This is a genomic window from Dongia soli, assembly GCF_034044715.1.
GTDB lineage: Bacteria > Pseudomonadota > Alphaproteobacteria > Dongiales > Dongiaceae > Dongia_B > Dongia_B soli.
Window position 1 is genome coordinate 898,256 of the sequence record NZ_JAXCLW010000002.1, and the last position, 25,824, is coordinate 924,079.

The 25,824-nt window shown below is 60.6% G+C and carries 25 protein-coding genes and 1 tRNA gene; 9 read left to right on the forward strand and 17 right to left on the reverse strand.

The window, feature by feature from the left end; all coding sequences use genetic code 11:
* The first annotated feature begins 54 nt into the window (after window positions 1–54).
* Window positions 55–1,455 (forward strand): amino acid permease, encoded by a 1,401-nt coding sequence (locus tag SMD27_RS10650; RefSeq protein ID WP_320508344.1) that lies wholly within the window; start codon window positions 55–57, stop codon window positions 1,453–1,455.
* Window positions 1,456–1,564: 109 nt separating this feature from the next.
* Window positions 1,565–2,521: an agmatinase gene (speB, locus tag SMD27_RS10655; protein WP_320508345.1), complete on the forward strand. Its 957-nt coding sequence runs from the start codon at window positions 1,565–1,567 to the stop codon at window positions 2,519–2,521.
* Here the strand turns inward: speB and SMD27_RS10660 are convergent.
* The gene (locus tag SMD27_RS10660) at window positions 2,468–2,905 is read right to left on the reverse strand and encodes a type II toxin-antitoxin system HicB family antitoxin (RefSeq protein WP_320508346.1); all 438 of its coding nucleotides are present in this window, start codon (window positions 2,903–2,905) and stop codon (window positions 2,468–2,470) included. The two genes, speB and SMD27_RS10660, sit on opposite strands and share 54 nt — an antisense overlap.
* A 152-nt stretch (window positions 2,906–3,057) precedes the next feature.
* Between SMD27_RS10660 and SMD27_RS10665 the strand changes: the two genes are divergently transcribed.
* Window positions 3,058–3,942, forward strand: coding sequence for a DUF72 domain-containing protein (locus tag SMD27_RS10665; protein WP_320508347.1), 885 nt, complete (start codon window positions 3,058–3,060; stop codon window positions 3,940–3,942).
* Between the two features lie 5 nt (window positions 3,943–3,947).
* On the opposite strand, the gene SMD27_RS10670 is transcribed toward SMD27_RS10665, so the two are convergent.
* Together SMD27_RS10670 and SMD27_RS10675 are read right to left on the reverse strand one after the other, a co-directional pair.
* Window positions 3,948–4,631 (reverse strand): aspartate/glutamate racemase family protein, encoded by a 684-nt coding sequence (locus SMD27_RS10670; RefSeq protein WP_320508348.1) that lies wholly within the window; start codon window positions 4,629–4,631, stop codon window positions 3,948–3,950.
* Window positions 4,628–5,545, reverse strand: a complete 918-nt coding sequence (locus SMD27_RS10675) for a 3-hydroxyacyl-CoA dehydrogenase NAD-binding domain-containing protein (protein WP_320508349.1) — start codon at window positions 5,543–5,545, stop codon at window positions 4,628–4,630. The genes SMD27_RS10670 and SMD27_RS10675 overlap by 4 nt, the downstream gene beginning before the upstream one ends.
* Window positions 5,546–5,888: 343 nt before the next feature.
* Between SMD27_RS10675 and SMD27_RS10680 the strand changes: the two genes are divergently transcribed.
* Complete coding sequence (locus tag SMD27_RS10680) at window positions 5,889–6,089, forward strand: hypothetical protein (RefSeq protein ID WP_320508350.1); 201 nt, start codon at window positions 5,889–5,891, stop codon at window positions 6,087–6,089.
* 66 nt (window positions 6,090–6,155) lie between these two features.
* On the opposite strand, the gene SMD27_RS10685 is transcribed toward SMD27_RS10680, so the two are convergent.
* From SMD27_RS10685 to SMD27_RS10720, 8 genes are all read right to left on the reverse strand, one after another.
* Window positions 6,156–6,824 carry a trimeric intracellular cation channel family protein gene (locus SMD27_RS10685; RefSeq protein WP_320508351.1) on the reverse strand — a complete coding sequence of 223 codons (669 nt, stop codon included), beginning with the start codon at window positions 6,822–6,824 and terminating at the stop codon, window positions 6,156–6,158.
* Window positions 6,825–6,870: 46 nt separating this feature from the next.
* The gene (locus tag SMD27_RS10690; protein WP_320508352.1) at window positions 6,871–8,139 is read right to left on the reverse strand and encodes a M20 family metallopeptidase; all 1,269 of its coding nucleotides are present in this window, start codon (window positions 8,137–8,139) and stop codon (window positions 6,871–6,873) included.
* Window positions 8,140–8,303: 164 nt separating this feature from the next.
* On the reverse strand, window positions 8,304–9,083 hold the full coding sequence (ygiD, locus tag SMD27_RS10695; protein WP_320508353.1) for a 4,5-DOPA-extradiol-dioxygenase: 780 nt from the start codon (window positions 9,081–9,083) through the stop codon (window positions 8,304–8,306).
* A 238-nt stretch (window positions 9,084–9,321) separates the two neighbouring features.
* Window positions 9,322–9,397: transfer RNA gene (locus SMD27_RS10700), tRNA-Glu, on the reverse strand.
* A gap of 178 nt (window positions 9,398–9,575) precedes the next feature.
* Window positions 9,576–11,390, reverse strand: coding sequence for a single-stranded-DNA-specific exonuclease RecJ (gene recJ, locus SMD27_RS10705; protein ID WP_320508354.1), 1,815 nt, complete (start codon window positions 11,388–11,390; stop codon window positions 9,576–9,578).
* 19 nt (window positions 11,391–11,409) lie between these two features.
* Window positions 11,410–12,369, reverse strand: a complete 960-nt coding sequence (glpX, locus tag SMD27_RS10710) for a class II fructose-bisphosphatase (protein WP_320508355.1) — start codon at window positions 12,367–12,369, stop codon at window positions 11,410–11,412.
* Window positions 12,370–12,494: 125 nt separating this feature from the next.
* Entirely contained in the window at window positions 12,495–13,832 is a 1,338-nt protein-coding gene (locus SMD27_RS10715; RefSeq protein WP_320508356.1) for a homoserine dehydrogenase, read from the reverse strand.
* 49 nt (window positions 13,833–13,881) lie between these two features.
* A complete protein-coding gene (locus SMD27_RS10720; protein ID WP_320508357.1) occupies window positions 13,882–15,159 on the reverse strand; it encodes an OmpA family protein in 1,278 nt (425 codons plus the stop codon).
* A 359-nt stretch (window positions 15,160–15,518) separates the two neighbouring features.
* Between SMD27_RS10720 and SMD27_RS10725 the strand changes: the two genes are divergently transcribed.
* The gene (locus tag SMD27_RS10725; RefSeq protein ID WP_320508358.1) at window positions 15,519–17,318 is read left to right on the forward strand and encodes a PHA/PHB synthase family protein; all 1,800 of its coding nucleotides are present in this window, start codon (window positions 15,519–15,521) and stop codon (window positions 17,316–17,318) included.
* Between the two features lie 25 nt (window positions 17,319–17,343).
* Here the strand turns inward: SMD27_RS10725 and SMD27_RS10730 are convergent, their stop codons facing one another.
* The 5 genes from SMD27_RS10730 to SMD27_RS10750 form a co-directional block, all read right to left on the reverse strand.
* Window positions 17,344–19,380 carry an elongation factor G gene (locus tag SMD27_RS10730; protein WP_320508359.1) on the reverse strand — a complete coding sequence of 679 codons (2,037 nt, stop codon included), beginning with the start codon at window positions 19,378–19,380 and terminating at the stop codon, window positions 17,344–17,346.
* Window positions 19,381–19,505: 125 nt separating this feature from the next.
* Complete coding sequence (locus SMD27_RS10735) at window positions 19,506–19,988, reverse strand: DoxX family protein (protein ID WP_320508668.1); 483 nt, start codon at window positions 19,986–19,988, stop codon at window positions 19,506–19,508.
* An 11-nt stretch (window positions 19,989–19,999) separates the two neighbouring features.
* Window positions 20,000–20,749, reverse strand: coding sequence for a DNA-binding domain-containing protein (locus tag SMD27_RS10740; RefSeq protein WP_320508360.1), 750 nt, complete (start codon window positions 20,747–20,749; stop codon window positions 20,000–20,002).
* A complete protein-coding gene (gene bufB / locus SMD27_RS10745; protein ID WP_320508361.1) occupies window positions 20,739–21,623 on the reverse strand; it encodes an MNIO family bufferin maturase in 885 nt (294 codons plus the stop codon). The genes SMD27_RS10740 and bufB overlap by 11 nt, the downstream gene beginning before the upstream one ends.
* Window positions 21,624–21,691: 68 nt before the next feature.
* The gene (locus tag SMD27_RS10750; protein WP_320508362.1) at window positions 21,692–21,982 is read right to left on the reverse strand and encodes a BufA1 family periplasmic bufferin-type metallophore; all 291 of its coding nucleotides are present in this window, start codon (window positions 21,980–21,982) and stop codon (window positions 21,692–21,694) included.
* 135 nt (window positions 21,983–22,117) lie between these two features.
* On the opposite strand from SMD27_RS10750, the gene SMD27_RS10755 reads away from it, so the two are divergent.
* Entirely contained in the window at window positions 22,118–22,762 is a 645-nt protein-coding gene (locus tag SMD27_RS10755) for a sigma-70 family RNA polymerase sigma factor (RefSeq protein WP_320508363.1), read from the forward strand.
* Between the two features lie 3 nt (window positions 22,763–22,765).
* Window positions 22,766–23,416: an NrsF family protein gene (locus tag SMD27_RS10760; RefSeq protein WP_320508364.1), complete on the forward strand. Its 651-nt coding sequence runs from the start codon at window positions 22,766–22,768 to the stop codon at window positions 23,414–23,416.
* 10 nt (window positions 23,417–23,426) lie between these two features.
* Here SMD27_RS10760 and gcvA read toward each other — a convergent pair whose 3' ends face one another.
* Window positions 23,427–24,308 carry a transcriptional regulator GcvA gene (gene gcvA / locus SMD27_RS10765; RefSeq protein WP_320508365.1) on the reverse strand — a complete coding sequence of 294 codons (882 nt, stop codon included), beginning with the start codon at window positions 24,306–24,308 and terminating at the stop codon, window positions 23,427–23,429.
* Window positions 24,309–24,457: 149 nt separating this feature from the next.
* Between gcvA and SMD27_RS10770 the strand changes: the two genes are divergently transcribed.
* Both SMD27_RS10770 and tauA read left to right on the forward strand, forming a co-directional pair.
* Window positions 24,458–24,688 (forward strand): hypothetical protein, encoded by a 231-nt coding sequence (locus SMD27_RS10770; RefSeq protein WP_320508366.1) that lies wholly within the window; start codon window positions 24,458–24,460, stop codon window positions 24,686–24,688.
* A gap of 119 nt (window positions 24,689–24,807) precedes the next feature.
* Entirely contained in the window at window positions 24,808–25,806 is a 999-nt protein-coding gene (gene tauA, locus SMD27_RS10775) for a taurine ABC transporter substrate-binding protein (protein WP_320508367.1), read from the forward strand.
* Window positions 25,807–25,824: the final 18 nt, after the last annotated feature.

A 25,824-nucleotide genomic window follows, 5' to 3' on the forward strand; every position in this document is an offset into this window, starting at 1 on the left:
TGATCCGTGTCCCGGATCGGCAAATCCCTACGACAAATCCCCAAGGAGAAGCGCATGCTTGAAAAACTGACGCGCCGCATGTCGGTCGAACGGCTGCAAGCCGAAAGCCTGAAGCGCAAGGATTTCCACCGAGTGCTTACCCTCTGGCAACTGACGGCGATCGGCATCGGCGGCATTATCGGCGTTGGCGTTTTCGTCCTGACCGGCGTGGTCGCTGCGACCCATGCCGGACCAGGCGTCGTGCTCTCCTTCATCGCCGCCGGCATTGCCAGCGCGGCCGCCGCTTTGTGCTATGCCGAATTCTCCAGCATGATTCCGGTGACCGGCAGCGCCTATACTTATGGCTATGCGGTGCTCGGCGAGCTGGCGGCCTGGATCATCGGCTGGGACTTGCTGCTGGAATATGCGCTGGTTGTCGCGGTGGTGGCGATCGGTTGGTCGGGCTACGTACGTGCTTTGCTGGATGCCGCCGGCATCCACCTGCCCGATTGGGCGGCCGAGGTCGAGGTTGGCCAGGTAGGCCACCGTTTCGACGTCATTGCCGCCTTGGTCTCCCTGTTCATCGCGGCCTTGTTGACGATCCGCATGGAAACCGGCGCTCGCTTCAACAGCTTCATCGTCGGCATCAAGCTTGCCGGTGTCCTGCTGGTCATCATCGTCGGTGCCTTCTTCATCAAGCCGGAGAACTGGCACCCCTTCCTGCCCTTTGGTTTTCACGGGGTGCTGACCGGTGCTGCCATCGTCTTCTTCGCCGTTTTCGGCTATGACACACTGACGACCGCGGCCGAGGAGGCGCGCGATCCACAGCGCGATCTGCCGCGTGCGGTGCTGCTATCTCTCGCCATCGCCATGGTCCTCTATATCGGCATGTCCCTGGTCCTAACCGGTATGGTGCCTTACCAGTCGCTGAATAATACAGCCCCCGTTGCCAATGCCTTCAAAGATCTCAACCTGAACCTGGTGATGATCATCATTTCCATTGCCGCCATCGCCGGCATTACCAGCGTGCTCTTCGCCTTCATGCTGGCCGCGGCACGCATCTGGTTTGCCCTGGGGCGCGATGGGCTGCTGCCGCGATGGTTTGCGAAACCGCACCCGACCTTCGGCACACCCTATCGGCCGACGATCATCCTGGGGATCGGCACCGCGCTCGCCGCCGGTATCTTTCCCATCAGCGAGGTCGCCGAACTGGTCAATATCGGCACGCTCTCGGCCTTCATCGTCATCTGCGCTTCAGTGGTGCTATTGCGTTGGAAGCAGCCCGGCCTGCAGCGGCAATTCCGCGTACCCTTCGTTTATGTCGTCGCGCTCGTTGGTATCTGCGCGTGCATCGCCTTGATCGCCGGTCTGCCGGTGCCGACTTATGAGCGTTTCGTCATCTGGCTGGTCATCGGCCTCGTCATCTATTTCCTTTACGGCATTCGTAATAGCGCACTGGCCCGGGAAGGAAAATAAACGGCACTAAACGCGGGAGTGCCGAATGCTTTGTGCATTGACTTCCCGCATTGGCCGGGGAAAAGTGCGGCAATAATTGAACGCATAATCAAATTGCTGGGGGTCGAATATGAGTGCAGCTTACGGCAATGATCGGGCTTTCACCGCTACCGATCTGAAGGGAACCCAGATGGAGCCGACTTTTGCCGGCGCGCTGAGCTTCCTACGCCGCAAATACAGCCGCGATCTGAGCGGCGTCGACGTCGCTGTGACCGGCTTTCCCCTGGATACAGCGGTCACCAATCGACCGGGTACGCGTTTCGGCCCACGCGCTATTCGCGCCGCCTCCAGCCATATGGCCTGGACGCGGCCCTATGGCAGCCCCTTCGATCCGCTGGATCGGCTTGCGGTCGTCGATTATGGCGATTGCCGCTGGGATCACGGACGCCCGGAGCAGATTCCCGGCGCGATCGAAGCCCATGCCGATGAGATCATCTCGAAAGGCGTCGCGCTGCTTTCATTGGGCGGCGATCACTTCATCAGCTATCCGCTCTTGAAAGCCCATGTGAAGAAGCACGGCCCCCTTTCCCTGGTCCATTTCGATGCCCATTCCGATACCTGGAATGACGAAGGCGGCGATGGCCGGGTCGATCACGGCACCATGTTCTATCATGCCGCCAAGGAAGGGCTGGTCGACCCCAAGCGCTCGGTACAGATCGGCTTGCGGACGCATAACGACGATCTTCTGGGCTTTAACGTCTTCGATGCGCCCTGGGTACATGAGCACGGCGTCAAGGCAGTCATCGAGCAGACACGGCGGATCGTTGGTGACAACAAGGCCTATCTTACCTTCGATATCGATTGCCTCGACCCCGCTTTCGCGCCGGGAACAGGCACACCAGTCTCGGGCGGCCTCACCTCGGCCCAGGCACTGGCGATCCTCCGCGGTTTCGCCGGCATCAATTTTGTCGGCATGGATATCGTCGAGGTGGCGCCGGCTTATGACGTGGGTGAAATCACCGCGCTTGCCGCTTCACATATCGCCCATGAGTGGCTCGTGCTCTACGCCAGCCGTAAACGCGCGTAATCGGCAAAAGGTCTCATAGCGAAAAAGCGGGCGGTCCAGATAGCGCAACAAGGGATTACCCGACAGGGGGCCGCATAGCGGATTGACTTCCGCTTCCTCCTTCCCGTGTATATGCGACGGCAGAAGGGGAACCACGGTGATGGCGCCCTCCCGGAGTTTATCAGCAGCGGCTGGCTCGGCAAGAATTTCGTCGACCCGGCGCGGCAGCGGCACCTTACGATTCTTCGCACGCATCGCCGACACATGACGAAAGAGAAGAATCTCGGCCTGCGACAGAGCCTTCTTGAGTTGCGGATGGCGGACGGACAGGCCGGGGAAATCCGGAAAACCGATTTCGTATCCCCCCAGCTGATCGCCACGGATCACTGCAACGTAATAAATCATCTGCTGGTTCCACTCATCGCATATTCGGTTCGCGCTATATAGGCGCCACCGAGCCACAGGCAAGACTGCGGCTCATCACGAAGCCGCGATATATCCTCGGCATCGAACCTTTCCCCCTACTGTCTGTTTCTCCATTTTAATGGAGGTGCGGGATGAGCAGATCGGGGAAGGTTCGCATCGGCATATCAGGCTGGCGATACAAGCCATGGCGCGGTGTGTTCTATCCGGAAGATCTGAAGCAAAAGGATGAATTACCCTTCGCCGCAGATTGTTTCCCGACAATCGAGATCAACGGCACGTTCTATTCGCTGCAACGCCCGGAAAGCTTCGCGCAGTGGGCCGCCGAGACGCCGGCAGATTTTGTCTTCGCGGTTAAAGGCCCACGCTACATCACCCATCTCCTGCGCCTGAAGAATGTCGAAAAGCCGCTCGCCAATTTCTTTGCCAGCGGCATCTTTGAACTCGGCGCCAAGCTTGGTCCGATTCTTTGGCAATTTCCGCCGAATTTCAAATTCGATTCCGACCGCCTCGAAGCCTTTTTCAAGTTATTGCCGCAAGATACCGAAGCAGCGGCGCGCCTCGCCCGCCGGCACGATGACAAGGTGAAAGGCCGGACATCCTTGAAGCCACCAAAGAAAATTCCCCTCCGTCATGCGATGGAAATCCGTCACGATAGCTTCCGCTCGCCCGACTTCATCAAGCTGTTGCGGAAATACAAAGTGGGCCTGGTCGTCGCCGATACGGTGGAATGGCCCTGCCTGATGGACCTCACCAGCGATTTCATCTATTGCCGCCTGCACGGCTCCGAAGTGTTATATGCCAGCGGCTATGACAGCCGTGCCCTGTCACAATGGTGCAAGCGCGTAACGGCCTGGGCTAAAGGCGAGGAGCCCAAGGATGCCAAACGCGTCCTTGATGAACCCGCGCCGAAACGGGCGACGCGCGATGTCTATGTCTATTTCGACAATGACATGAAGGTGCGTGCCCCACGCGATGCGGCCTCCCTGATCAAGCGCGTCGAAAAAGCCCTCGCGTGACGCGCTCAGCTTGGTCGTTGAGCTGCCACCAGCTGACGCATTTTCCGGACGGCGCTGTCCGGTGTGGTGAGAACCGTGCGGCCCGCTACCGGCGCAATCGCCGCCGCGGCCCGGGCAAGAGAGAACTGGCCGAGCACCAGCACATCAACGTGCATCTCCGCCGCTGCCTCCGCAACCAATGCATCATGCCGCGCGCCGTCACCTGCTTTCAGGGCTGCGAGCGCGCCATCGACGTTCCGCGCCATGAGATTGATCTCGATACCCCGCGCCGCGGCCATGCCGCGCAACTCGGTTGTCAAAGCAGTTAAGGATGGCGGAAAGGTCACCAGTAGGCCTATGCACCGGCCGGTATCGAGCGCCGCCTCGAAAGCCGCTTCATTGGGGCGCAGAACCGGCAGGGACAAATCGGCTTTCACTGCATCGATGGCCGGCTGGAAGGCCGAACAGGTGAACAGAATTCCCGCGGTCTTGCCGCCATCGCCAGAGAGATTGGCCGCGTAACGCCCCAATGTGAGAAAGCGTTCTCGGATGCTCTGCGTGAGCTCGCCGGCAGCGGCAAGGTCGCTGGAGAGCGAGTTATCCATGAGATCGAAACAAGTCGCCTCGGGCCAATGGGCGGTGAAGGCACGGTGGATCGGCGCCACGGATTCCGTCAAGGCATGAACCAGCATGATGCGCGAAGGGCTCATTGCTTGGTCCTCAGCCGCAGCGTCGCCATCAGCTTTGCATCACGCTCCTTTTCCAGATCGTCGATGGACCGACCCGCGGCTTCCTCGGCGATCCCGGCGACCAGCTTGGCGCATAGCTCTGGGGTCAGCTGCGGATTACCAAGGGTTTTCCAGCGGCGTTCCTGGCTAGGACCGAGATGCTGGAGGTAATGTTCGATGCCGCCTGCCCCGCCGCCCAGATGATAGGCCATATGCGCGCCGATGATGGACCAGCGCAGCCCCGGCCCATTCACCAGGGCCCGGTCGATATCCGCCACGTCGGCGACACCTTCCTCGACCAGACTGACCGCTTCGCGCCACAGCGCCGAGGCCAGCCGGTTGGCGAGATGGCCGGCAACCTCGCGCTTGAGACGAACGGTCTCGCGATCGAGACCACGATAAAATATCTCCGCCCGGGCGAGCACCTCATCATCCTGGCCATATAGCTCAACAAGCGGCATGAGATGCGGCGGATTGAAGGGATGCGCCAGGATGAAGCGCTTCGGATGCGCCAGTCCTTGCGACAGATCCGACCAGCGCAGTGACGATGTGCTGCTGGCGATGACGGCACCTTGCGGCGCGGCAGGCTCGATTTCGCGGTAGAGCTTGGTCTTGAGCTCGACGGATTCAGGTGCATTCTCCTGAACCCAATCGACCCCATGCACCGCCCCGGCCAGGGTCTCGACCACGGTAACGCTGCCCTCGGCGCGATAGCCCAGCTGAACCAGCTGCTTGGCCGCCTTGTCCGCCCGATCAGCAAAGCTCTCCCGTGCCGCCTCCGACGGATCCCAGGCCCGAACCAGATAGCCACCGGCCCGCGCAAACAGCGCCGCCCAACTGGCCCCGATCAGGCCACCGCCGATAACGGCTACTGTCTTCAGATCTTTCTGTGTCATCCCTCGTCTCGCGATGTTGCCGATTATGCAGGAGCTTCCTAGGCGCGAATAAGTTGCTTTTCCGCAATCTTATCCAAGAAGAATCTTTCGGAAATGACGAAAAATTAGGGGGCTTCGCACCTTTGCCGGAACGTAACGGTAAGCTTGGCCCGATAAAAGAGCACCAAACGCGACCCGCAGCAGTCAAATCGGCGGCATCGCAGCACCTTTGGACTCGTCTCTGGTAAAGACTGAAAGCCGTCGCAGCGCGGACCGGGGCGGACTTGAAGAGCCAAACGAAGCCCGCGGCAATTCGCAAAGTGACCTTTCGAAATGCCGGTCAACTTCATGGAGATTCGTTGTCATGCTTTATTCATTGATTATTACGATCTGCGCCATCAATGCCCCAGACCGTTGCCAAGTTTACGAGCAGCCAATGGAACACGGTTCGGCCATGCCCATTATGGCCTTTGTGGAAGCACAAGGCATTCTCGCGCAATGGCTGGAACAGCATCCCGGTTATAAGCTCGCGCATTGGCGGCTCGAACCTGGACAAGGATCGTAACCGTCTTCGGTCCCTGGGATCTGGCGATGGCTATAGGCTCCGGCACCAGCATCACGACAAGAACCACTAACCGGCATCTTCCGGCGGCGGTTGCGGATTGGACCCTGGATCGCGGCCACGCCGCCTGCGAGTTGCGGCGACCGGCAATCGCCAGCCGTATTTGATTGCCATGACCCGAAGTCCGAAACAGAGAGCCGCCCCCACAAGCGCCGCTGCAGGGGACGGCAGTTGCAGCATGTTGGCGATCACCACGATCGCCGCACCAGCCAGGGCGGCTACCGCATAAAGCTCCGCCCGCAACACGGTTGGGATTTTCGCCAACAGGACATCGCGCGCCATGCCGCCGCCGATACCGGTCAGCATGCCGAGCAAGGTTGCCATGACCGGGTTCAGCCCATAGACAAGAGCCTTCTGCGCCCCGGAAACCGCAAAAAGAGCCAATCCCGCAGCGTCGAACACCAGTACCGGACTCCATCGCTGCGTAATCGCGGCTGGAAAGTAAAATGTAATGAGGCCGGCGAGGAGCGAGACGCCTAAATAGTGCCAGTCGTTGATAGCCCCGGGCGGAACGGCGCCAATCAAAACGTCCCGTGTGATTCCGCCGGTATTGGCCGCGGCAAAGGACAGCACCAGAATGCCAAACACATCGAGCCGATGCTTAACACCGGCCATCGCACCGCTGAGGGCGAAGACAAAGGTGCCGGCAAGGTCGAGTATATATGGGAGCAACTCCATGAATGCCTTTTCCCCTGACACCGTTACATGGTGTTTTCAGCATTGCTTAGGGTGAGAGCCATGCCTGCGTCGCGGCGACCAGTGTCTCGATGCCGGTCCGCAACGTAGGATGGATGACCGGCGCAAACTTCGGGCTGTGATTGACCGGAAGCTCGTTCAGCCGATTAGCCGCCTTGGCTTTCTCATAGATATCGGGATCGGTGCCGCCCACGAACCAGAAAACCGACGGTGACTGCCACTGGGATCCAAATGACCCGAAATCCTCGCTTGCCGGGGCCGGCCCCGTTTCACGAACCCGCCCCGCACCGAAATGCGCGCGGAATGCGTCGACCACCCGCTTGCTTGCATCGCGATCGTTCATGTTAAGGGGATAATGATCCAAGATCGTGATTTCGGGTTTGCGCTGAGCGCCTGACGCTTCCGCCTCGGCATTGACGATGCGCTCAATCGCCGCGAGCACGCGCTTTCGCACCCCGGCATCGAATGTCCGGACATTCAGTTTAATGATGGCTTCGTCGGGAATGACATTCTCTTTGGTGCCCGCCTGCAATGAACCTACGGTGATGACGGCAGCCTCGGCGGCCGCCACCTCGCGCGAAACAATGGTTTGAAGCCGTATCACAATCGCCGCCGCCATGATGACGGGATCAATACTGGCCTGTGGCATCGACCCATGCGCGCCGCGGCCGAACAGGCGGATCTGCAAACTGTCCGCCGCCGAAGTGATCGCAGCCGCGCGCCCGGCAACGGTGCCGGCCGGTCCCACCATGACATGCTGGCCAAGGACCACATCCGGTTTGGGAAAGCGACTGAAAAGGCCATCGTCGATCATGGCTTGGGCACCTTCGGCCGTTTCTTCTCCAGGCTGGAAGACCGCCATCAAGGTTCCATGCCACGCCGTGCGTTCCTCGGCGAGCAGTTTCGCGGCGCCCGCCAGCCATGTCACATGCATATCATGCCCGCACATATGCGAGACCGCCACGGTCTTACCATCTCGATCGGCGGCGGTTACCTTGCTGGCATAGGGTAAACCCGTCGCCTCCGCCACCGGCAGCGCATCCATGTCGGCCCGCAGCATGACCGTCGGTCCATTCCCGTTCCGCAGCAGGCCGACGAGGCCGGTCTGCCCGATGCCAGTCGCCACTTCATAACCGGCGGCGCGAAGGCGATCGGCGGCCAATCCTGCCGTACGCGTCTCCTGCATCGAGAGTTCCGGATGAGCATGCAGATCCTTGTAGAAGGCTTCCAAATCCGCGAGCAGACCGTCGACATTATCCAATATCGTGTCAGTCGAATTGCCTTGGACCTTGTTCATGATGAGAACCCTCTCCTTGTCATAATCGTGGCCGTTCGCCGTGCATTCATGCCACCCCGGCCTACAGGCATATCCGAGCTTTTTTCAGAGACGGCGGAGAGCAGCGATGAGGGTCCCGCCGTTTCTCATCAGCATGGTTGCAGACCGGCACGTGCGGCGCCCGGTCACCCCACCTGAACCGTCAGCATGGAGATCGAGCCGCCATCGACACCTTCGACAGGAAAGCCGATTTGTTCCTCGTGTTGCCCGGCGCCAAGGACATAGAGCAGCGGCAGATAGTGATCAGGGGTCGGAATTGAAAGCGCCGCATCGGGGCCGAGGTTTTCATAGTGGATGAGCGGATCGAAATCGCCGGCAAGGATCATTTGCTTCGCCTCATCTTCGAAGCGAACCGCCCAATCATAGGGGTCGCGCGAATGCCGTCCCCAGGCATAGGTATGGAGATTGTGCACGAGATTGCCGCTGCCGAAGATCAGCACGCCTTCATCCCGCAACGGCGCGAGCTTCTTGCCGATCTCAAAGTGGAACGAGGCTGGTTCAGTCTCGTCGATGCTGAGCTGCACGACGGGAATTTCGGCCCGGGGATAAACATGCCGGAGCACGGACCATGTGCCATGATCCAGTCCCCAGGAATTGTCGAGTTGCACGTCCAAAGGCGACAAGAGTTGTTGCACCCGGCGCGCCAACACAGGATCGCCCGGTGCGGGATATTGGACCTGATAAAGTTCCGGGGGGAATCCGCCGAAGTCGTGGATCGTCTTTGGCGCCGTGGCGATCGTCACACCCGTCTTGGGCACGAACCAATGTGCGGAGATCGACAGGATGGCCGTCGGCCTCGGAATTTCCTGCCCGATGCGCCGCCATGCGTCCGAAAAGCCGTTGCTGGTGACGGCGTTCATCGGATTGCCATGACCGAAGAAGATTGCAGGCAGCCTATTGGTCATCGCTCAGCCCGTGCTTCTGGAGATTGTCGATCTCCCCTGCGGTGCCTTTGTCGCATCGCGCGCCGCTAGAATGTGCTCAATGACAGTTGATCATCGTCATCCCGTTTTGGCCGGAAGGCAACGGCAAGGTGCCAGACAATCCAGACGCGCATAACGAGCCGAGCCTGCGGTCAGCGGGCGCATCTCTCTCTACAGATTTTGGCAAATAGCCGTTTCCGGCAATGTCATCGCAGCGCGATGGCGTCCCCAAGGGGATTCGAACCCCTGTTACCGCCGTGAAAGGGCGATGTCCTAGGCCTCTAGACGATGGGGACTAAAGACCGGTGGCGGCTGAGCGGCTCGCCACGGAACGGCGCTTGTTTAACCGGTGGCCGGGCTAAATGCAACCCTGAAACGCCGAGTCGGTTCGCTTTCTTGCGCATTCCTGTCCGGATCGTCCCGCTTGACAGAAGCGGCGGGTAAATCGCTGAATTTTCGGTTGTTTCCGCAGGCTCAAAGCCCGGTACTCAGCCCGGCTGGGGCGGCATCGTCGATCAGGAGCTGGACTTCCTCCCGCCCCTGCCAGCGGTCGAGGCGCAGGCTGCCGGCGAGATGCAAGGTCGCGCCGCGCGATTGCAGCAGCAGCTTGCCGAGCGGCTCGTCCGCCACCCGGAAGGCGATGGCCTTCATCCTTGTCCCGTCGCTGCCCTGGATCTGACAGCGGACATGGCCGGTGCCGACCACATCGGCAAAGGCGATCCGGGCATCGGGAATGGCGAAACGCGGTTCGGGATTGCCGCTGCCGAAGGGGCCGATCTGCTCCAGCATGGTGACGAAATCCGGTGTGACGGCGCGCGGCTGAAGGGCGCCGTCAAGCGGCATCACCGGCACCAGGGGACTACCGTCGAGATCGGTAACGAAACGACGGGAGATGAAATCCGCGAGTTCCGGCATGCGCTCGGCGCCGACTTCGAAACCTGCCGCCATGGCATGGCCGCCGCCTTTGGCGATGATGCCGGCCTCGCGAGCGGCGATGACGGCATTGCCGAGATGCAGGCCGGCGACCGAGCGGCCCGACCCCTTCCCCATCCCGTTGCTATCCAAGGCGACGACGCAGACCGGGCGTTGATAGCGTTCCTTGAGACGGCCGGCGACGATGCCGATCACCCCGGCATGCCAGCCTTCGGCACCGACCAGGATCAGATGCGGATTCTCCGCCGCCTGACGCTCCGCCGCTTCGATGGCGGCAGCCAATACGTCAGCCTCGATGGCACGGCGCTCGGCATTCAGCTCATCGAGCCGGCGCGCCAGCGTTCCCGCCAGGATCGCATCTTCACCGGACAGCAAGGTGGCACCGAGATCGGAGGCGCCGACCCGGCCACCGGCATTGACGCGGGGACCGAGCAGGAAGCCGGCATGATAGGTGCCCGGCCGTTCGGCAACACCGGCCACGTCGCTGAGCGCGCTGATGCCGATATTGCGGCGCTGGGCCATCACCTTGAGGCCTTGGGCAACCAAGGCACGGTTAAGACCGGTCAGTGGCACGACGTCGCAGACGGTGCCCAAAGCCACGAGATCGAGCCACTGCAAGAGATCCGGCTCAGGCCTTGTCGTATTGTACCAGCCGCGTTGCCGCAGCGCGCGGTTGAGTGCCACCACCAGCAGGAAGGCGACGCCGACCGCCGCCAGATGGCCATGGCCCGGCGTTTCGTCCAGGCGGTTGGGATTGACGATGGCGGCCGCGATAGGCAGCGCCGGCTCGGCTACGTGGTGATCGACGACCACGACAGAGAGGCCGATCTTCGCCGCCTCTTCCAAAGCGGCGAAAGCGGTGATGCCGCAATCGACCGTGATGACGATGTCGATGCCTTCCGATCGCAGACGATGCATGGCCGGCGCATTGGGGCCATAGCCTTCATTCATCCGGTCGGGCACATAGAGGCGGATCGGCGCCGCGCCGACCGCTTTCAGGAAGCGCATCAGCAGGGCCGCCGAGGTTGCGCCATCAACGTCGTAATCGCCGAAGATGGCGATGCGTTCGTTCTTTTCGATGGCCGTGACGAGGCGATCCACAGCCTTTTCCATGTCGCGGAATTGCGACGGATCGGGCAGCAGATCACGCAGGCGCGGCGCCAGGAAGGCTTCGGCGGTTTCCACCGTCTGGCCGCGCGCGGCAAGCAGCCGGCCGACCAGTTCAGGCAATTGCAGGCGCTGGGAAATGGCGAGACCCTGTCGGTCGACCTCGCCACCGCCATCAGGAACCCGCAACCGCCAGAGGCGGCCGCAAGCCGAGCGAGCGACGCCGAGAAATGCGTCGACAGGCCCCATATTCAAACCACCGCCATGCTCAGACGTCGATCGGACGCTTGATTTTCCAGTTGTGCTGCGCCTCGACATAACGGACGGTGCCGCTCTTCGACCGCATGACAAGCGAATGGGTCGAGGCCATGCCGGCGGACCGGCGGACGCCGCGCAGCATGGCGCCGTCGGTGACGCCGGTCGCGGCGAACATCACATCGCCCTTGGCGAGATCCATCAGATTGTATTTGCGGTTGAGGTCTGTGATGCCCCAGCGATGGGCGCGACCGCGCTCATCGTCGTTGCGGAACAACAGCCGGCCCTGCATCTGGCCGCCGATGCAACGTAAAGCCGCCGCCGCCAAGACACCTTCCGGCGCACCGCCGCTGCCGAGATAGATATCGACACCGCTGGTGGGCGTTGCCGTCGCGATGACGCCGCTGACATCGCCATCGGAGATCAGCATGATCCGCGCACCCGCGGCGCGCACCTTGGCGATCAATTCGGCATGGCGCGGGCGATCGAGGATGCAAGCGACCAGATCGCTCAATTCCATCTTTTTCGCCTGGGCGAGATTCTTGAGATTCTGTTCCGGCGAATTATCGAGATCGACGACGCCTTCCGGCAGGCCGGGGCCGACGGCGATCTTATCCATGTAAACGTCCGGCGCATTGAGGAAGTTGCCGGCCTCCGCCATCGCTACCACGGCCAGGGCATTGGATGCGCCCTTGGCGCAGATCGTGGTGCCCTCGAGCGGGTCCAAAGCGATGTCGATCTTCGGGCCGCCGGAGCCCACTTTCTCGCCGATATAGAGCATCGGCGCTTCATCGCGCTCGCCCTCGCCGATGACCACCGTGCCCTCGATGGGAAGGTCATTCAAGGCACGACGCATGGCATCGACTGCCGCCTGATCGGCGGCCTTCTCATCGCCACGCCCCATCAGCCGCGACGCCGACAAGGCCGCCGCTTCCGTTACGCGCACTGCTTCCAAAGCCAGATTACGATCCATTCTCTCTACTCCCCGCAATGGGTCTCAAGGCTTATCGCCGCCGAGGCCGCGTTGCACGTCACGTTTTCGTTGCCGGCCTATTGCCGCTGCACGTGCATGTTGCAGCGTCTTTGGGCACGAGTCTATCAGGCCAACATCTCGATCGGCATTACATGCGCAGGTTCCAGAATCGCCTCGACCTGATCCAATTTGACCACGACGCGGGCAATGGCCGCCTCCGTGGTTTCATGGGTGGTGAGGACGATCGGCACCGGGCCGCCGGGCTGGCGCGCACGCTGGATCATGGCCTCCATCGACACATGTTCGTCACGCATGATAGCAGCAATGTCGGCCACCACGCCGGGCTTATCCACCACCATCAGCCGCAGGTAAAACGCGCCGATCCGCCGGCCGACCGGGGCCGAGGGTAGCTTACGCAGGGTCTCGGCCGGCGCCGAGAAAGCCGGCAAGATGCGGTCGCGGGCGATATCCATCAGGTCGCTGACCACGGCGGAAGCCGTCGGCCCTGCCCCGGCGCCCCGGCCGATAGCAACATTCTGGCCGACGAAATTGCCGTTGGTCACCACGGCATTGAAGACGCCGTCGACTTTGGCGATGACGCTGGATTGCGGCACCATGCAGGCATGCACGCGTTGCTCAACACCGTGCTCGGTCAGGCGGCTCAAGCCCAGCAGTTTGATGCGATAGCCGAGTTCCTCGGCATAGACGATATCCATTGCCGAGACATTGCGGATGCCGCTGACCCGGATACCGTCGAAATCCACTGCGCAGCCGAAGGCAACGCTGGTCAGGATCGACAGCTTATGCGCGGCATCGATGCCGTCGACGTCGAAACTGGGATCAGCCTCGGCATAACCGAGAGCCTGCGCTTCGGCCAGGACATCGGCGAATTCGCGGCCCGTCTCGCGCATCTGCGTCAGGATGTAATTGCAGGTACCGTTGAGGATGCCGTAGACGTGCTCGATGCGATTTGCCGCTAGGCCCTCGCGCATTGCCTTGATGACGGGTATGCCGCCAGCGACCGCCGCTTCATAGGCAAGTCCCAGGCTGGCCCGTTCCGCCGCCAAGGCCAGCGCCGTGCCGTGATGGGCAAGCAAGGCTTTGTTGGCGGTAACGACATGTTTCCCGTTGGCGATGGCCGCTTCGACCAGAGCCTTGGCCGGACCGTCGGAACCGCCGATCAATTCGACGACGACATCGACCTTCGGATGGCTGGCCAGCGCCAAGGCATCGTCACACCAATCCAACTGGCTGAGATCGAGGCCGCGATCCTTCTTGCGATCCCGTGCCGAAACGGCAACCACCTCGATGGCTCGCGGGCAATGCTGGAGGAGGACGTCGCGATTCTCCGTCAGGAGCTTGACCACGCCGCCGCCCACTGTGCCAAGGCCGGCGATACCGACACGCAAAGGCCGGTCCGCCCCCGCTTTCGTTTTGCGAGACGTTGCACTTTCAGCGGCCATGACCGTCTCCGATCGACCGCCGATGCGGTAACACGTTCATCATAAACTTTCAGTTGCTGCTGAGATAAATTTCTGCACGCCGATTTGCCGCTTCGCCCGACGGCATGATTTCCGGATAGACCGGCCGGCTGTCGCTGACGCCCGCCACCTGGACGAGGCTGGCATCGACGCCCAGGCGCACCAGATAGGCCGCCACGGCTTGCGCCCGCTGCTGGGACATATCTGCATTGGCTTTGTAATGCCGATCGAGCGGCATGTCCTCGGTGCGCGAGCTGGCATGGCCGACGACGCGAACGACGCCGCCATAAGTCTTCTGCATGCGAGCAACCTGCTTGAGGATGCGGCGGTCATCTGCGGAGAGTTGGGCCGAACCGTTCCCGAAATAAATCAGGCCGACCGGCTCTCCTCCCGGCTGGTCGGCAAAGCCGGCAACCGGCTGGCCGAAGCCCTGTGGGCCGGAAACCTGCGGACCCGTTCCAGCATAATTGACATATATCCCTGGCTGATTGCCATAGGCAGCCGAACCGCCATTCGAGGTGCCGCTCAGTACGACCGGGCCGCCTATGGCAGTACCGCGGATCCCAGGCACTGCGCCGGTGTAAGGCGAATGATAAAGCTGCTGCGACCGGGCCTGCTTCTGTGCATCATCATAGCCGATGTAAGGCGGCAAGGTCGTCTGGCCGAACAGGGGATCCGGCTGATTGTCGGCTTGAGCGATCTGGCCGGTATCGGCCTGCGTGTCGCTCGTATCGACATCGCCTGCAGCAGTAATAATAGTCAGCTCTTCGTCAGCTGCCCCGGCAAGTCGATCCATGGCATTCGGCACCGCGTTGAGCGATTGCGGCGAGCCGTTCGACTGATCATCCGCCGGCGGCTGATCAGGTTCCATATTCGGTTCCGGCGTCGGCCTTTCCATTGGCACTGTGTTGATATCGGGATAGCCCGAACTGTTTTTGGCAGCCGGGGCTGGGGTCGGCGTGGGAGCTGCCTGTTCGGACGGTGTCGGCGGGGCGGCAGGCGTGCCGGGCTCAGTCGACGGTTGGGCTTCGCCGGGCGGCGCGGCTTCCGGCGCCTCCCCTTCCGCGGCCTTGGGCGTCGGAGGCGGTGCCGGTTCCGGCCGTGGCACGCTTTCGGACTGCGGTTCCAAGGTCTGGTCGGTATATTGGGCATTGGCGCTGTCGCTGCCCAATCCTTGCGGGACGGTCGTCAGATCCGGCCCGCTAGCGGTCGGTGGGAATGGCGGCTCGTCGCTGCTACAGGCACTGACTGCAAATACCGCGGCCGCGATGAAACCCCAACGGCATATATGGCGTCGTAACGCCGGCATGCGATTCATGTCCTGTCCAAATGGGCTTTTGTCCCCCGCTTGCGCTTCGCATGGGCGCACGGCTCGACCGCAATCCAGCTGACGATTGCCGTCGTTACTATAGTCGATCATCCTGCCTCTAACTCCCCATCCGCGCCGTGCGGACATGTTCTGAGCCCTCGCATCCTTTCCGACCAAACAAAATCCTGGGCGGAGCAGATGACAGTCACCGCCAAGCGACCTAATATATTTACCAAGGGCTGGCAATATGGCGTTCGAATCCCGTCTCGGTTCCTAACTATAGCAGAGAAACCTTGCCGTCGATTGGTATTTTCCGCCGTATGCAACATCTTGAATAAAGGCCACTTTCAGGAGATTTCATGGCTGAACAACCCGACCTGGAAAACAAGGGCACAGATCCGGCGGCCTGGTCGGAAGCAATGGCGAAAATTGCCGAGCAATCACAACGTCTGGTAAGCGATTTTCTCAGCCGAAATGCCGATGATATCGGCGCTCAGGCGGATCCCCTGAATATCGGTCGTGCCTTCCTGGAAATGACCTCGCGCTTGATGGCCGATCCGCAAAAGCTGGTCGAGGCACAGATCTCGCTCTGGCAGGATTACATGAATCTCTGGCAGAACACCGCGCGCCGGATGATGGGCGGCGAAGCCGAGCCTGTAATCAAGCCGGCAGCTGATGACCGCCGCTTCAAGGATGCTGCGTGGCAGGACAACCAGGTCTTCGACTACATCAAACAGTCTTATTTGCTGACCGCCCGCTGGCTGCAATCGACCGTTCATAATGTCGAGGGGCTGGACCGCAGGACCGCCCAGAAAGTCGACTTCTATACGCGCCAATTTGTCGATGCCATGGCGCCTAACAATTTTGCCATGACCAATCCGGAGGTCTTGCGCGCAACGGCGGAAAGCGGCGGTGAAAACTTGGTGAAGGGCCTGCAGAATCTGCTGGAAGACCTGGAGCGCGGCAAGGGTAAGCTGGCGATCCGCATGACGGATCTGGAAGCCTTCGAGATCGGCCGAAACATCGCCGTCACGCCGGGCAAGGTCGTGTTCCAGAACGGCCTGATGCAGTTGCTGCAATACGAGCCGGTGACCGAGAAAGTGGCGAAGCGGCCGCTGCTGGTCATACCGCCCTGGATCAACAAATATTATATCCTGGACCTGAAGCCGGCGAATTCCCTAATCAAATGGCTGGTGGAACAGGGTCACACCGTCTTCGTCATCTCGTGGGTCAACCCCGATGAGAAACTGGCCGCCAAGAGTTTCGAAGACTATATGAACGAAGGCCCCCTCGCGGCGATCGACGCCATGGAGGCGATCACCGGCGAAAGCAGCGCCAATGTCATCGGCTACTGCCTGGGCGGCACCCTGCTTGCTTGTACCCTCGCTTATCTGACCGCGAGTAAGAAACAGGACCGCATCGCCAGCGCCACCTTCATGACCACGATGGTGGATTTCGCCGAGGCCGGCGAGCTTGCCGTCTTCGTCGATGAGGAACAGCTCGCCTCGCTGGAAGCGCGCATGAGCCAGCAGGGTTATCTCGAAGGTACGGCGATGGCGAATACCTTCAATATGCTGCGGGCCAATGACTTGATCTGGTCATTCGTCATCAACAATTACCTGCTGGGCAAGGAGCCCTTCCCGTTCGACCTGCTTTACTGGAATTCCGACGCCACGCGCATGCCGGCGGCGATGCACAGCTTCTATCTCCGCAATATGTATCAGGAGAACCGGCTCAGCAAACCGGGCGGGCTGACGCTGAAAGGCGTGCCGATCGATCTCACCAAGATCAAGACGCCGGCCTTCATTCTCTCGACCAAGGAAGATCATATCGCGCCGTGGAAATCGACCTATGCCGCGACACAGCTTTATCGCGGGCCCGTCAAGTTCGTGCTGGCCTCATCGGGCCATATCGCCGGCGTGGTCAATCCGCCAGCGGCAAACAAATACAATCACTGGGTCAATGAGGCGAAGACGCTGCCGAAAAAACCGGATGACTGGCTGGCCGGTGCCGAGATCCGCCCCGCCTCCTGGTGGCCGGAATGGCAGAAATGGGTGACCACCCACAGCGGCGGCACAGTGCCGGCCCGCAAGCCAGGCAACAACAAGATGAAGCCGATCGAGGATGCGCCCGGCAGCTATGTGAGGGTGCGGTCCTGATCTCCGCGATCGGCGATCGATCCTATTACTGCGCCGCCCGGCGTTGCTCGATGACCTTTTCCGCAAGGCGTCCGGTCAGCTCCTGCAAATGATCGAAATGAGCCGTGAAATTGCCGACGCCCTGCGTCAGGGAGCGCAGCTCGATCACGAGATCGAGAATTTCCGATTGCGGCATCAGCGCTTCAATCGATTCCCAGCCGGGCCAGTCGGGCTTCGCCGCGAATTGCAGGATCTGTCCGCGCCGCGAACTGATCAAACCATGAACCCGGGAGGTGAATTCGTTGGGCGCCGAAATCTCCACTTGATAAATCGGCTCCAGCAGGACCGGATCGCATTTCGGCAAGGCCTCCTGCATCGCCATGCGGCCCGCCGTCTTGAAGGCTTGGTCCGAGCTGTCGACCGAATGATATTGGCCATCGCATAAAGCCACGGCGACATCAACGACCGGGAATCCCAAAGGACCGCGACCGAGGTAATCCTTCACGCCGTCCTGGACCGAGCCGATGAACTGGCGCGGGATGGCGCCGCCGACGATGCGGTCCTCGAATAGGAATCCCTGGCCGCGCTCCAGCGGCCAGACCTCGATATGCACATCGCCGAATTGCCCATGGCCGCCGCTTTGCCGTTTGAAGCGGGCATGCTGCGCCGTCTTGTGGCGAATGGTCTCGCGATAGCTGACCTGCGGCCGCTGCACCCGGACCGGCAGATTATACCGGCTTTTCAACCGCTCGATTGCCACCTGCAGATGGATCTCACCCTGTCCATGGAGCAACAGCTCGTGGGTATCCGGATCGTGACCGAAGGTCAGCGATGTATCTTCTTCCGTTAACTTGGCCAACGCCGCCGTCAACTTCACTTCATCGTTGCGGTTCTCGACACCCATCGCCAAGGCGAAAAGCGGCGCGAGCGGCTCCGGCCACTCTGCATGCCGCGCGGCAGTTCCTTCCGCCTGCAGCAGATCGCCGGTCTTTGCCTGATCCAAACGGCCGAGCGCGACGACCTCACCGAAGCCGGCCTGCGGCGTCTTTTCCAGCACATTGCCCTTGGGGCGCATCAGGCCGGCGACACGCTGTCCATTCAACGTCATGCCGTCAGTCAGCTTACCGGCGAGGATGCGGGCAAAGGACAATTTCCCGGCATGGGGCTGATGCACAGTTTTGTAAATCAAAGCGGCTGTTGATTTATCCTGCAGATGCAGCCGCTGCACCGTCAGATCGGGACCTGGCACGTCATGACGCAAGGCTTTCAGCAGGCGCCGAACCCCGTGATCCTTTTCTGCCGCGCCGAGCAATACCGGCACGATGAGATCGGCGGCAAGATCCTTGGCAATTTGGTGATAGATAGCGTCATTGCTGGGCTGGGCGTCGCTTAATAACTGTTCCAGCAAGTCGTCATCGAAATCCGCAAGATGCTCCAGCAGATCGCCGCGCGCCTCCTGCTCCCGGGCGAGAATGGTATTCGGCAATTGGATCAGCGCCGATTCCCGACCCGGTTGATAATGATAGGCCCGCTCGCTGACGAGATCGACATAGCCGGTGATGACATCGCCGTTTTTTCCGGCTTCGCGGATCGGCACCTGGCGCAGCAGGAGCGGCCGCGCGGAGACCGATTGCAGGGCGGACAGCACCTCCCGCACCGGCTGGGCGGAGACATCCATCTTATTAATAAAAATGAGATGCGGGATGTCGTGATCGTCGAGATATTTAAAAAGCCCCGTCAAAGCGAGGGCACGTTCGACCACTGGTTCGATCACGACCACCGCCACATCGGCGATCATCAGGACATTGCGGGTATCCTGATTGAATTCAACCGAGCCGGGGCAGTCGATGAAGCACCAATCCTCGTTCAGATATTGCGTGACCGCCGCGGTGGGTTCGACGGACATCTTGCGTTGTCGCGCTTCCGGCGATGCATCGCCCAGCGTGTTGCCCTCCTTCGCCGTCCCCTTGCGATGCAACGCATTGGTGACGTACAGGAGGCTTTCGAATAAGGCTGTTTTTCCGCTGAGATAAGGTCCGATAAGAGCGGCGCAACGCGGCGCCGTCGGATCTCTGCCAGGCATGCGATCCTCCCTCTGATGCGGCCGCGCCGGCTGGTTCCGGGAGGTACCCGTCCGCGCAGCCTGGTTGCTTCAGATAGAAAATCATTTCAGCCCCAGGCAGCCGGCGCAAGAGAGAAATCCGCACATTAGTCAAGTTTGACCGAGTGCACCGCAATATCCGACCGCGCTTCGCCACCCGGTCTATGAAACAAATAATCGATCGAAAACAACCCCGGACCGCGCACGATAATGCTCAGCAGAAGCACCATCCACAGATAATGCTCCAACTGGCTATAATCAGGATTGGCAGCACCCAGCACGAATTGAATAACCATCGCCATGCCCAGTAAGGGCAAGGCGGCGAGACGTGTGAGAAAACCGAGCAGGACCAGGCTTGAAGCACCCAATTCGAAAGAGGTCGCCAAAAGCGCCGCTATGGATGGCGACAGGAAAGGTACCATGTATTCGTATTGGAATAATTGCACGGTTCCTTCCCAGTCATGAATTTTAACCAGGCCGGACCAGAAGAAGACGCGAAACACGGCGATCCGGATCAGAAGATCCACGATTGGTCCGCCGACCTGCTCGAGCGATCGTAGCCAATTCGCTAATTTTCCTCGAAACGCCATCAACTCATCTCTTACGGTTCTGAAATATCGGTGAAGCTGCCGAGCCGCAATTCCGCCGCAAGACTTGCTTGCAGATCGAAACCGCGATCCGCCCTCAGGGCCGTTTCGGTCGCCGCGAAAATGGAATGTCCGTCGATCAGTGCCAGGAGAAAGACAGCATGGCCCAAAGCGATTTGCGACATCACGACGCTGTCGCTTGCGCAGGACACGCGTACCGCTTGGGATTGCCCGATATCGATATTTTCCAGATCGGGGCGGTCGACCTGATGGGCGGTCCAGATCGACCAGATCGGACTCTCGCCAGTTATCACCCGTAGGCTGGGTTCCGGTTGAAGTCGCAGCGAAGGCAAGATATCGGGAGCGTATCCCAGCAACCGGTCCACCTGCACCACCTGCACCGGGGGCCCGGTGAAATAGGCTTCGATCCTCGCCCATTCCAATTGGGCCACTTCGGCAATGTAATGCAGGTCGTTAAGTACCGGCAGGCGCCGCAGATAATCCGGATAGCTGCCGCCATAGGCGGAAAGACGCGGAACACGCGGCGGCTCCTGCTGCACATAGTCAACGGTGAACGCGCTGAAGAAGCGCTCACCCACCAGCAGCCGGGTCACTGGAAAAGCATCGCCCAAAGCAGTGACGAGCGAAGCGGTGACGCTGTCGCGATAAATGGCAAACCGCCGCTTGCTATCCTGCAAGGCCGCCGGCACCGCGCGTGGATCGCGCAGGCAGCGGGAGAAATCCTGTTGCCATTCATGCAACATGGGAGACCTCGTCCCTCAACCGGCAGCCATCAATCAGCCGCTGCGCCTTTTCAGCTTCTGCCAATAAGATTTCGAGCGGCGGTACGTTGTTGTCCCATTCGACCAGAACAGGTTGCGGTCCGGCGATCGACAACAGCACATCGAGCAGGGTCCAAACTTCTTGCGTCACCGCGCTGCCGTGATCGTCGATCAGCACGCTATCCACCACTTTGCCGTCTTCCGCCAGATCCTGGTGGCTATGCCCGGCGACGTGAATTTCACCGATCGCTTCGATCGGCAGATCCCAGAGATAGACCGCCGTATCGAGATGCAGGTTATGGGCGCTGACAAAGAGATTATTAACGTCGAACAGCAGGCCACAGCCGGTCCGGGCGACCATCTCGCGCAGGAATGCGGGCTCGGAAAAATCACTGTCCGGCAAGATGAGATAACGTGCGGGATTTTCGATCAGGAGACGGCGACCCAGCATCTCTTGCGCGAGGTCGATGTTGTCGCAAACCACTTTCAGAGATTCGGAACTATATGGCAGCGGCAAGAGATCGTTGAAGTAATGGTCATCGAGAACGCTCCAGGCGAGATGCTCCGATATCATGCAGGGTTCGAGCCGGTCATACAGCTCTTTCAGCCCGGCCAGATGGTTCCTGTCCAGACCGCTCGCGGAACCGATTGACAGGCCGACCCCGTGACAACTGAGATCATAGCGCTCGCGAACCTTTTCGATGGCCTTGAAGCGCGGCGCCAGAGGCGGCAGCAGATAATTCTCGCTGTGAATCTCCAGCCAGGAGAGATCCGGCCGCCTCTCTTGGACCTGCGCCAGATGCGGGTTCCGCAGCCCGATCGCTGCGCGTGGAAAAGATCGGGCCGCGGTTCCCATTACAGGCATGTCCGGGGAAGATGACATGGCTGTATAATACTATATAATACTATGGCGTTCGGGTGCCATTACATCGGCTTGCCTATGCCATCGAAGGCTTCCTTCTTGCCGCCCATCTTCTCGCAGGTGCCGGCCGGGACCAGTTTCCAATCCTTGCCCGAATAATCGACAGTGGAATGGCCAGCGCAGGAATGCATGCCGGCATTGCTGGAGCCGGAGCAGGCATTCTCGCCAGCCTTGGCCACGCCAAAGCACTTTTCCTGGTCATCCGCGCGCGCCGAACTGGAGGTCGCAAGACCAGCGGCCGAGAGACTGAGCGCCGCGCCGAGGATCGACGCCGCCACTGCTGATTTATTCATGTTTTTCTCCTCTGTTTGATCGCCGGCATCATCACCTGACGAGAACTTATTCGCCGACTGCGCGCATCGGGTTACATTATGTGACAAGTTTTTTGTTGCGATTTGCGTGACACCGCCTAGGCTCACCCGGACAGGATGACCAAGGGCGGTACTTTGGCGCAGGATAACAGGCAGCGGACCGGCAATGCCAAGACGCGATCGGCGGCGGGTAACGCCGAAGCATGGACGGATATGGCTGCCTTATTCGTGCTCGCACAAAATGGCGACAAATCGGCGTATGAAGCATTGTTGCAGGCCTTGCGCCCATATTTGCGCGCGCTCGCAGCCCGCCGCCTGTCCCGGCCTCAGGACATCGATGATACGGTACAGGAGATTTTCCTCTCGATCCACGCCATCCGACATACTTTTGATCCCGACCGGCCCTTGCAGCCTTGGATCAATGTCATCGCCGAACGGCGCATTGCTGATCGGTTGCGGCGCCTGTATCGGGAACGGGCGCGCGAAACCGAATTACCCGAACATGAAGATGAAACCTTTGTTGCCGATGACGCGAATATGGTAACCGAGGCCAGTCTCGATATGCGCGCTGTGTACCGGGCCTTGGAACAATTGCCGCCGGGGCAGCGGCAAGCGATCTCCCTGGTCAAGATCAAGGGCATGTCGTTACGCGAGGCGGCGGCCGTGACCGGGCAAAGCGAGGGTGCCGTCAAATTGGCGGTACATCGAGCGATGAAAGCCTTGCGCCGCGCTTTGGGGGCGGCAGAAACGGGTGAGCGATAAAAAATGACCGATCAGACGGACAAGCTGATTGCCGATCTGGCGGCGGATCTGACGCCAGTCCAGCGCCTCGCCTCACCATTCCGCCGAGCCGCGTTGTGGCTGGTGACAGCTCTAGTCATTAACGTTGCGGCGGCGCTCATCCATGGACTGCGGCCAGACATCGCCGAAATGTTGCATCACACCGGTTATACGCTGCTGCTGATCACGACATTCCTGACCGGCCTGCTTGCCGGCGTCGCCGTCTTCCTGGTAAGCGTGCCCGGCTGGTCGGCGCGTTGGGCGCTCCTCCCGGTGCCGGGGCTGCTTCTATGGTTCGCTTCGGCCGGCTATGGCTGTTTCAGCGACTGGGTGCGGATGGGGCGAGCTAGTCTTTCGCTCACTTCCAGTTTCGACTGTTTTACCTGGATCGTCGGGCTCAGCCTGCCGCTCAGTCTCGGGCTCTATTTCATACTGCGTCACGGCGCGTGGATCCGGCCCGGCCTAACCCTGATTCTCGGCATGCTCTCCACCTCCGCTTTGGTCGCCAGTGGCCTGTCCTTGTTCCATCCGGTCGAGACATCCCTAATAAACGTCGTCTATCACGGTGGTGCGAGTGTGATCCTCGTCGCGCTCTCGGCACTGGGCGTTCCACTGTATAAGCCCAAGCAGATCTGACGCCTTTCGCTTATTTCTCGGCGACCGCCTCGCGCAGCACGAAGTCGCGGAAAGCGGCAACCTTAGCCAGTTTCGCCATGCCAAATTGGTGTACCAGGTAATAGCCCCACCCTTCGCCGATCGTCAGGTCGAAAACCGGCACCAACTGACCGGCGGCGATCTCCTTTTCCACGAGATTGCGTAGAACCAAGGCAACGCCCTGCCCGCTGATCACCGCCGCAATCAGCACATGCTCGTCATCGAAAACCGGGCCCTGCTGCGCCCAGGCCGGATCCAGTCCCGCGATCGACAGCCATTCGGCCCATTCCTCCCGCGTTTCGTCATGCAGCAAGATTGCGCGGGACATGTCTGCGAATTTCCGCAACGCCAGACCTTCGATGTAAGACGGTGCTGCCACCGGCACCATGGTCAGTGGCGCGATCAGGGTTGCTTCGAGGCCCGGCCACTGGCCCCGGCCGGTACGGATGGCGAGGTCGATCCGCTCCGCGCCGAGATCGAGCATCATCGTCGTATGCCGCACGGAGATCTCGATTTCCGGATGGCGCGCGGCAAAGCGGCCAAGGCGGGGCGCCAGCCAACGTGCACCAAAGAACGGGGTGGTCGTGATGCTCAGTTGCGCCTTGGCGCGCCGCAGATCGGCGATCGCCCGTTCCAACGTGCCGAAGGCGGCACTCGCCGCCGGCAGCAGGCGCTCGCCCGCCGCCGTCAAGGCAAGGCGACGGGTGGTGCGTTCGAAGAGCGGCTGGCCCAGTTGATCCTCGAGACTGCGGATCTGGTGACTGACCGCCGCCTGGGTGACATTCAACTCCATTGCCGCGCGGGTGAAGCTCAGTAGGCGCCCTGCCGCTTCAAAGACCCGCAAGGCCGGCAATGACGGCAATCGTTCGGCCATAGTCTTCGCCAAATTATGAATATATCTAATGAATAACAACCAAATTCCAATATGTTCTCGTTTGTTCCCTCCGTCAATTAGCGTCAAATAAAGGGCATAGGTAGCGGCGTTCACGCAAATGCCGATCGCCGAGCCCCTAGGAGGAACTCATGAATGACCGTGATGTATTGGATTGCCTGATCTTCGGCCTTAGCCGAGGTTTCGTTTCTGCCCGGCGTCCGCCTCGTCCCAGCCTCGACGAGCAGTTTCCGCAACCTATCGAGCCTGAAAGCGCGCCCGTGAAGACCCGCGGCATCCTTTCCCGGTTACGGCAATGCGGCCGGCATCGACAGTGGAATACCCGGTTATCGCCGCACCGCCGGCTGCAACATTGCGGCTAAGTAAAAATCGTGGCGCGCCACAAGAAAAACTTGCGGCGGCACGAGAAACACTCGTTTGTCTACTAATTTGGTAGGGATTACCACTCCCTCAGAGATCGAACCTTCTTTGGGAGCTTGAAATGTTGAAGTCACTTTCCGGCATTCTGGCGGGCGCGGCCCTGCTGACCGCCGTCACTGCCTCAGCGCAGGCAGCCGATAACGAGGTCACCATCGCCTACCAGACCACCGTGGATCCAGCCAAAGTGGCGCAAGCGGACGGCCTTTATGAAAAGGCCACCGGCTGGAAGATCAACTGGCGGAAATTCGATTCCGGCGCCGACGTGATCGCCGCCATTGCCTCGGCCGATGTCGATATCGGTTACGTCGGCTCCAGTCCCCTCGCCGCTGCCGCGACCCGCAAGCTGCCGGTCGAGACCATCCTCATCGCCTCGCAGATCGGTGAATCCGAAGCCTTGGTGGTGCGCAACGGCGCCGGCATCGACAAGCCGGAAGACCTGATCGGCAAGAAGATCGCCGTTCCCTTCGTCTCCACCACCCATTACAGCCTGCTGGCGGCGCTGAAGCACTGGCAGATCGATGCCACCCAGGTGCAGATCCTGAATTCTCGCCCGCCGGAGATCGCCGCCGCCTGGGCGCGCGGTGACATCGATGCCGCTTATGTCTGGGACCCTGCTTTGGGCAGGGTCAAGGAAAGCGGCAAGGTCCTGGTGAGCTCGACGGAAGTCGGCAAATGGGGCGCCCCGACTTTCGATGCCTACATCGCCAGCGCCGATTTCTCCAAAGCTCATCCCGATGTCGTCACCGCCTTCGTCAAGGTCACCGGCGACATCTATGCCGATTACAACAAGGATCCTAAGGCCTGGACGGCGAATAACGACAACCTGAAGAAGGTATCGCAATTGAGCGGCGCCAAGGTCGAAGAAATCCCCGCTTTGCTCGCCGGCAATCACTTCCCCGCTTTGCCGGAACAGGTGAAATTGCTGGGCAACAATACCGTCGATGCGCTCGCCAAGACATCGGATTTCCTGGTGCAGCAGAAGAAGGTCCCGGCTGCCCTGTCCGATTACCATCCTTATGTCACCGACCGGTTCGCGAAATCGGCCATCGCCACCAACTGATCCAATCCCTGAACGCCG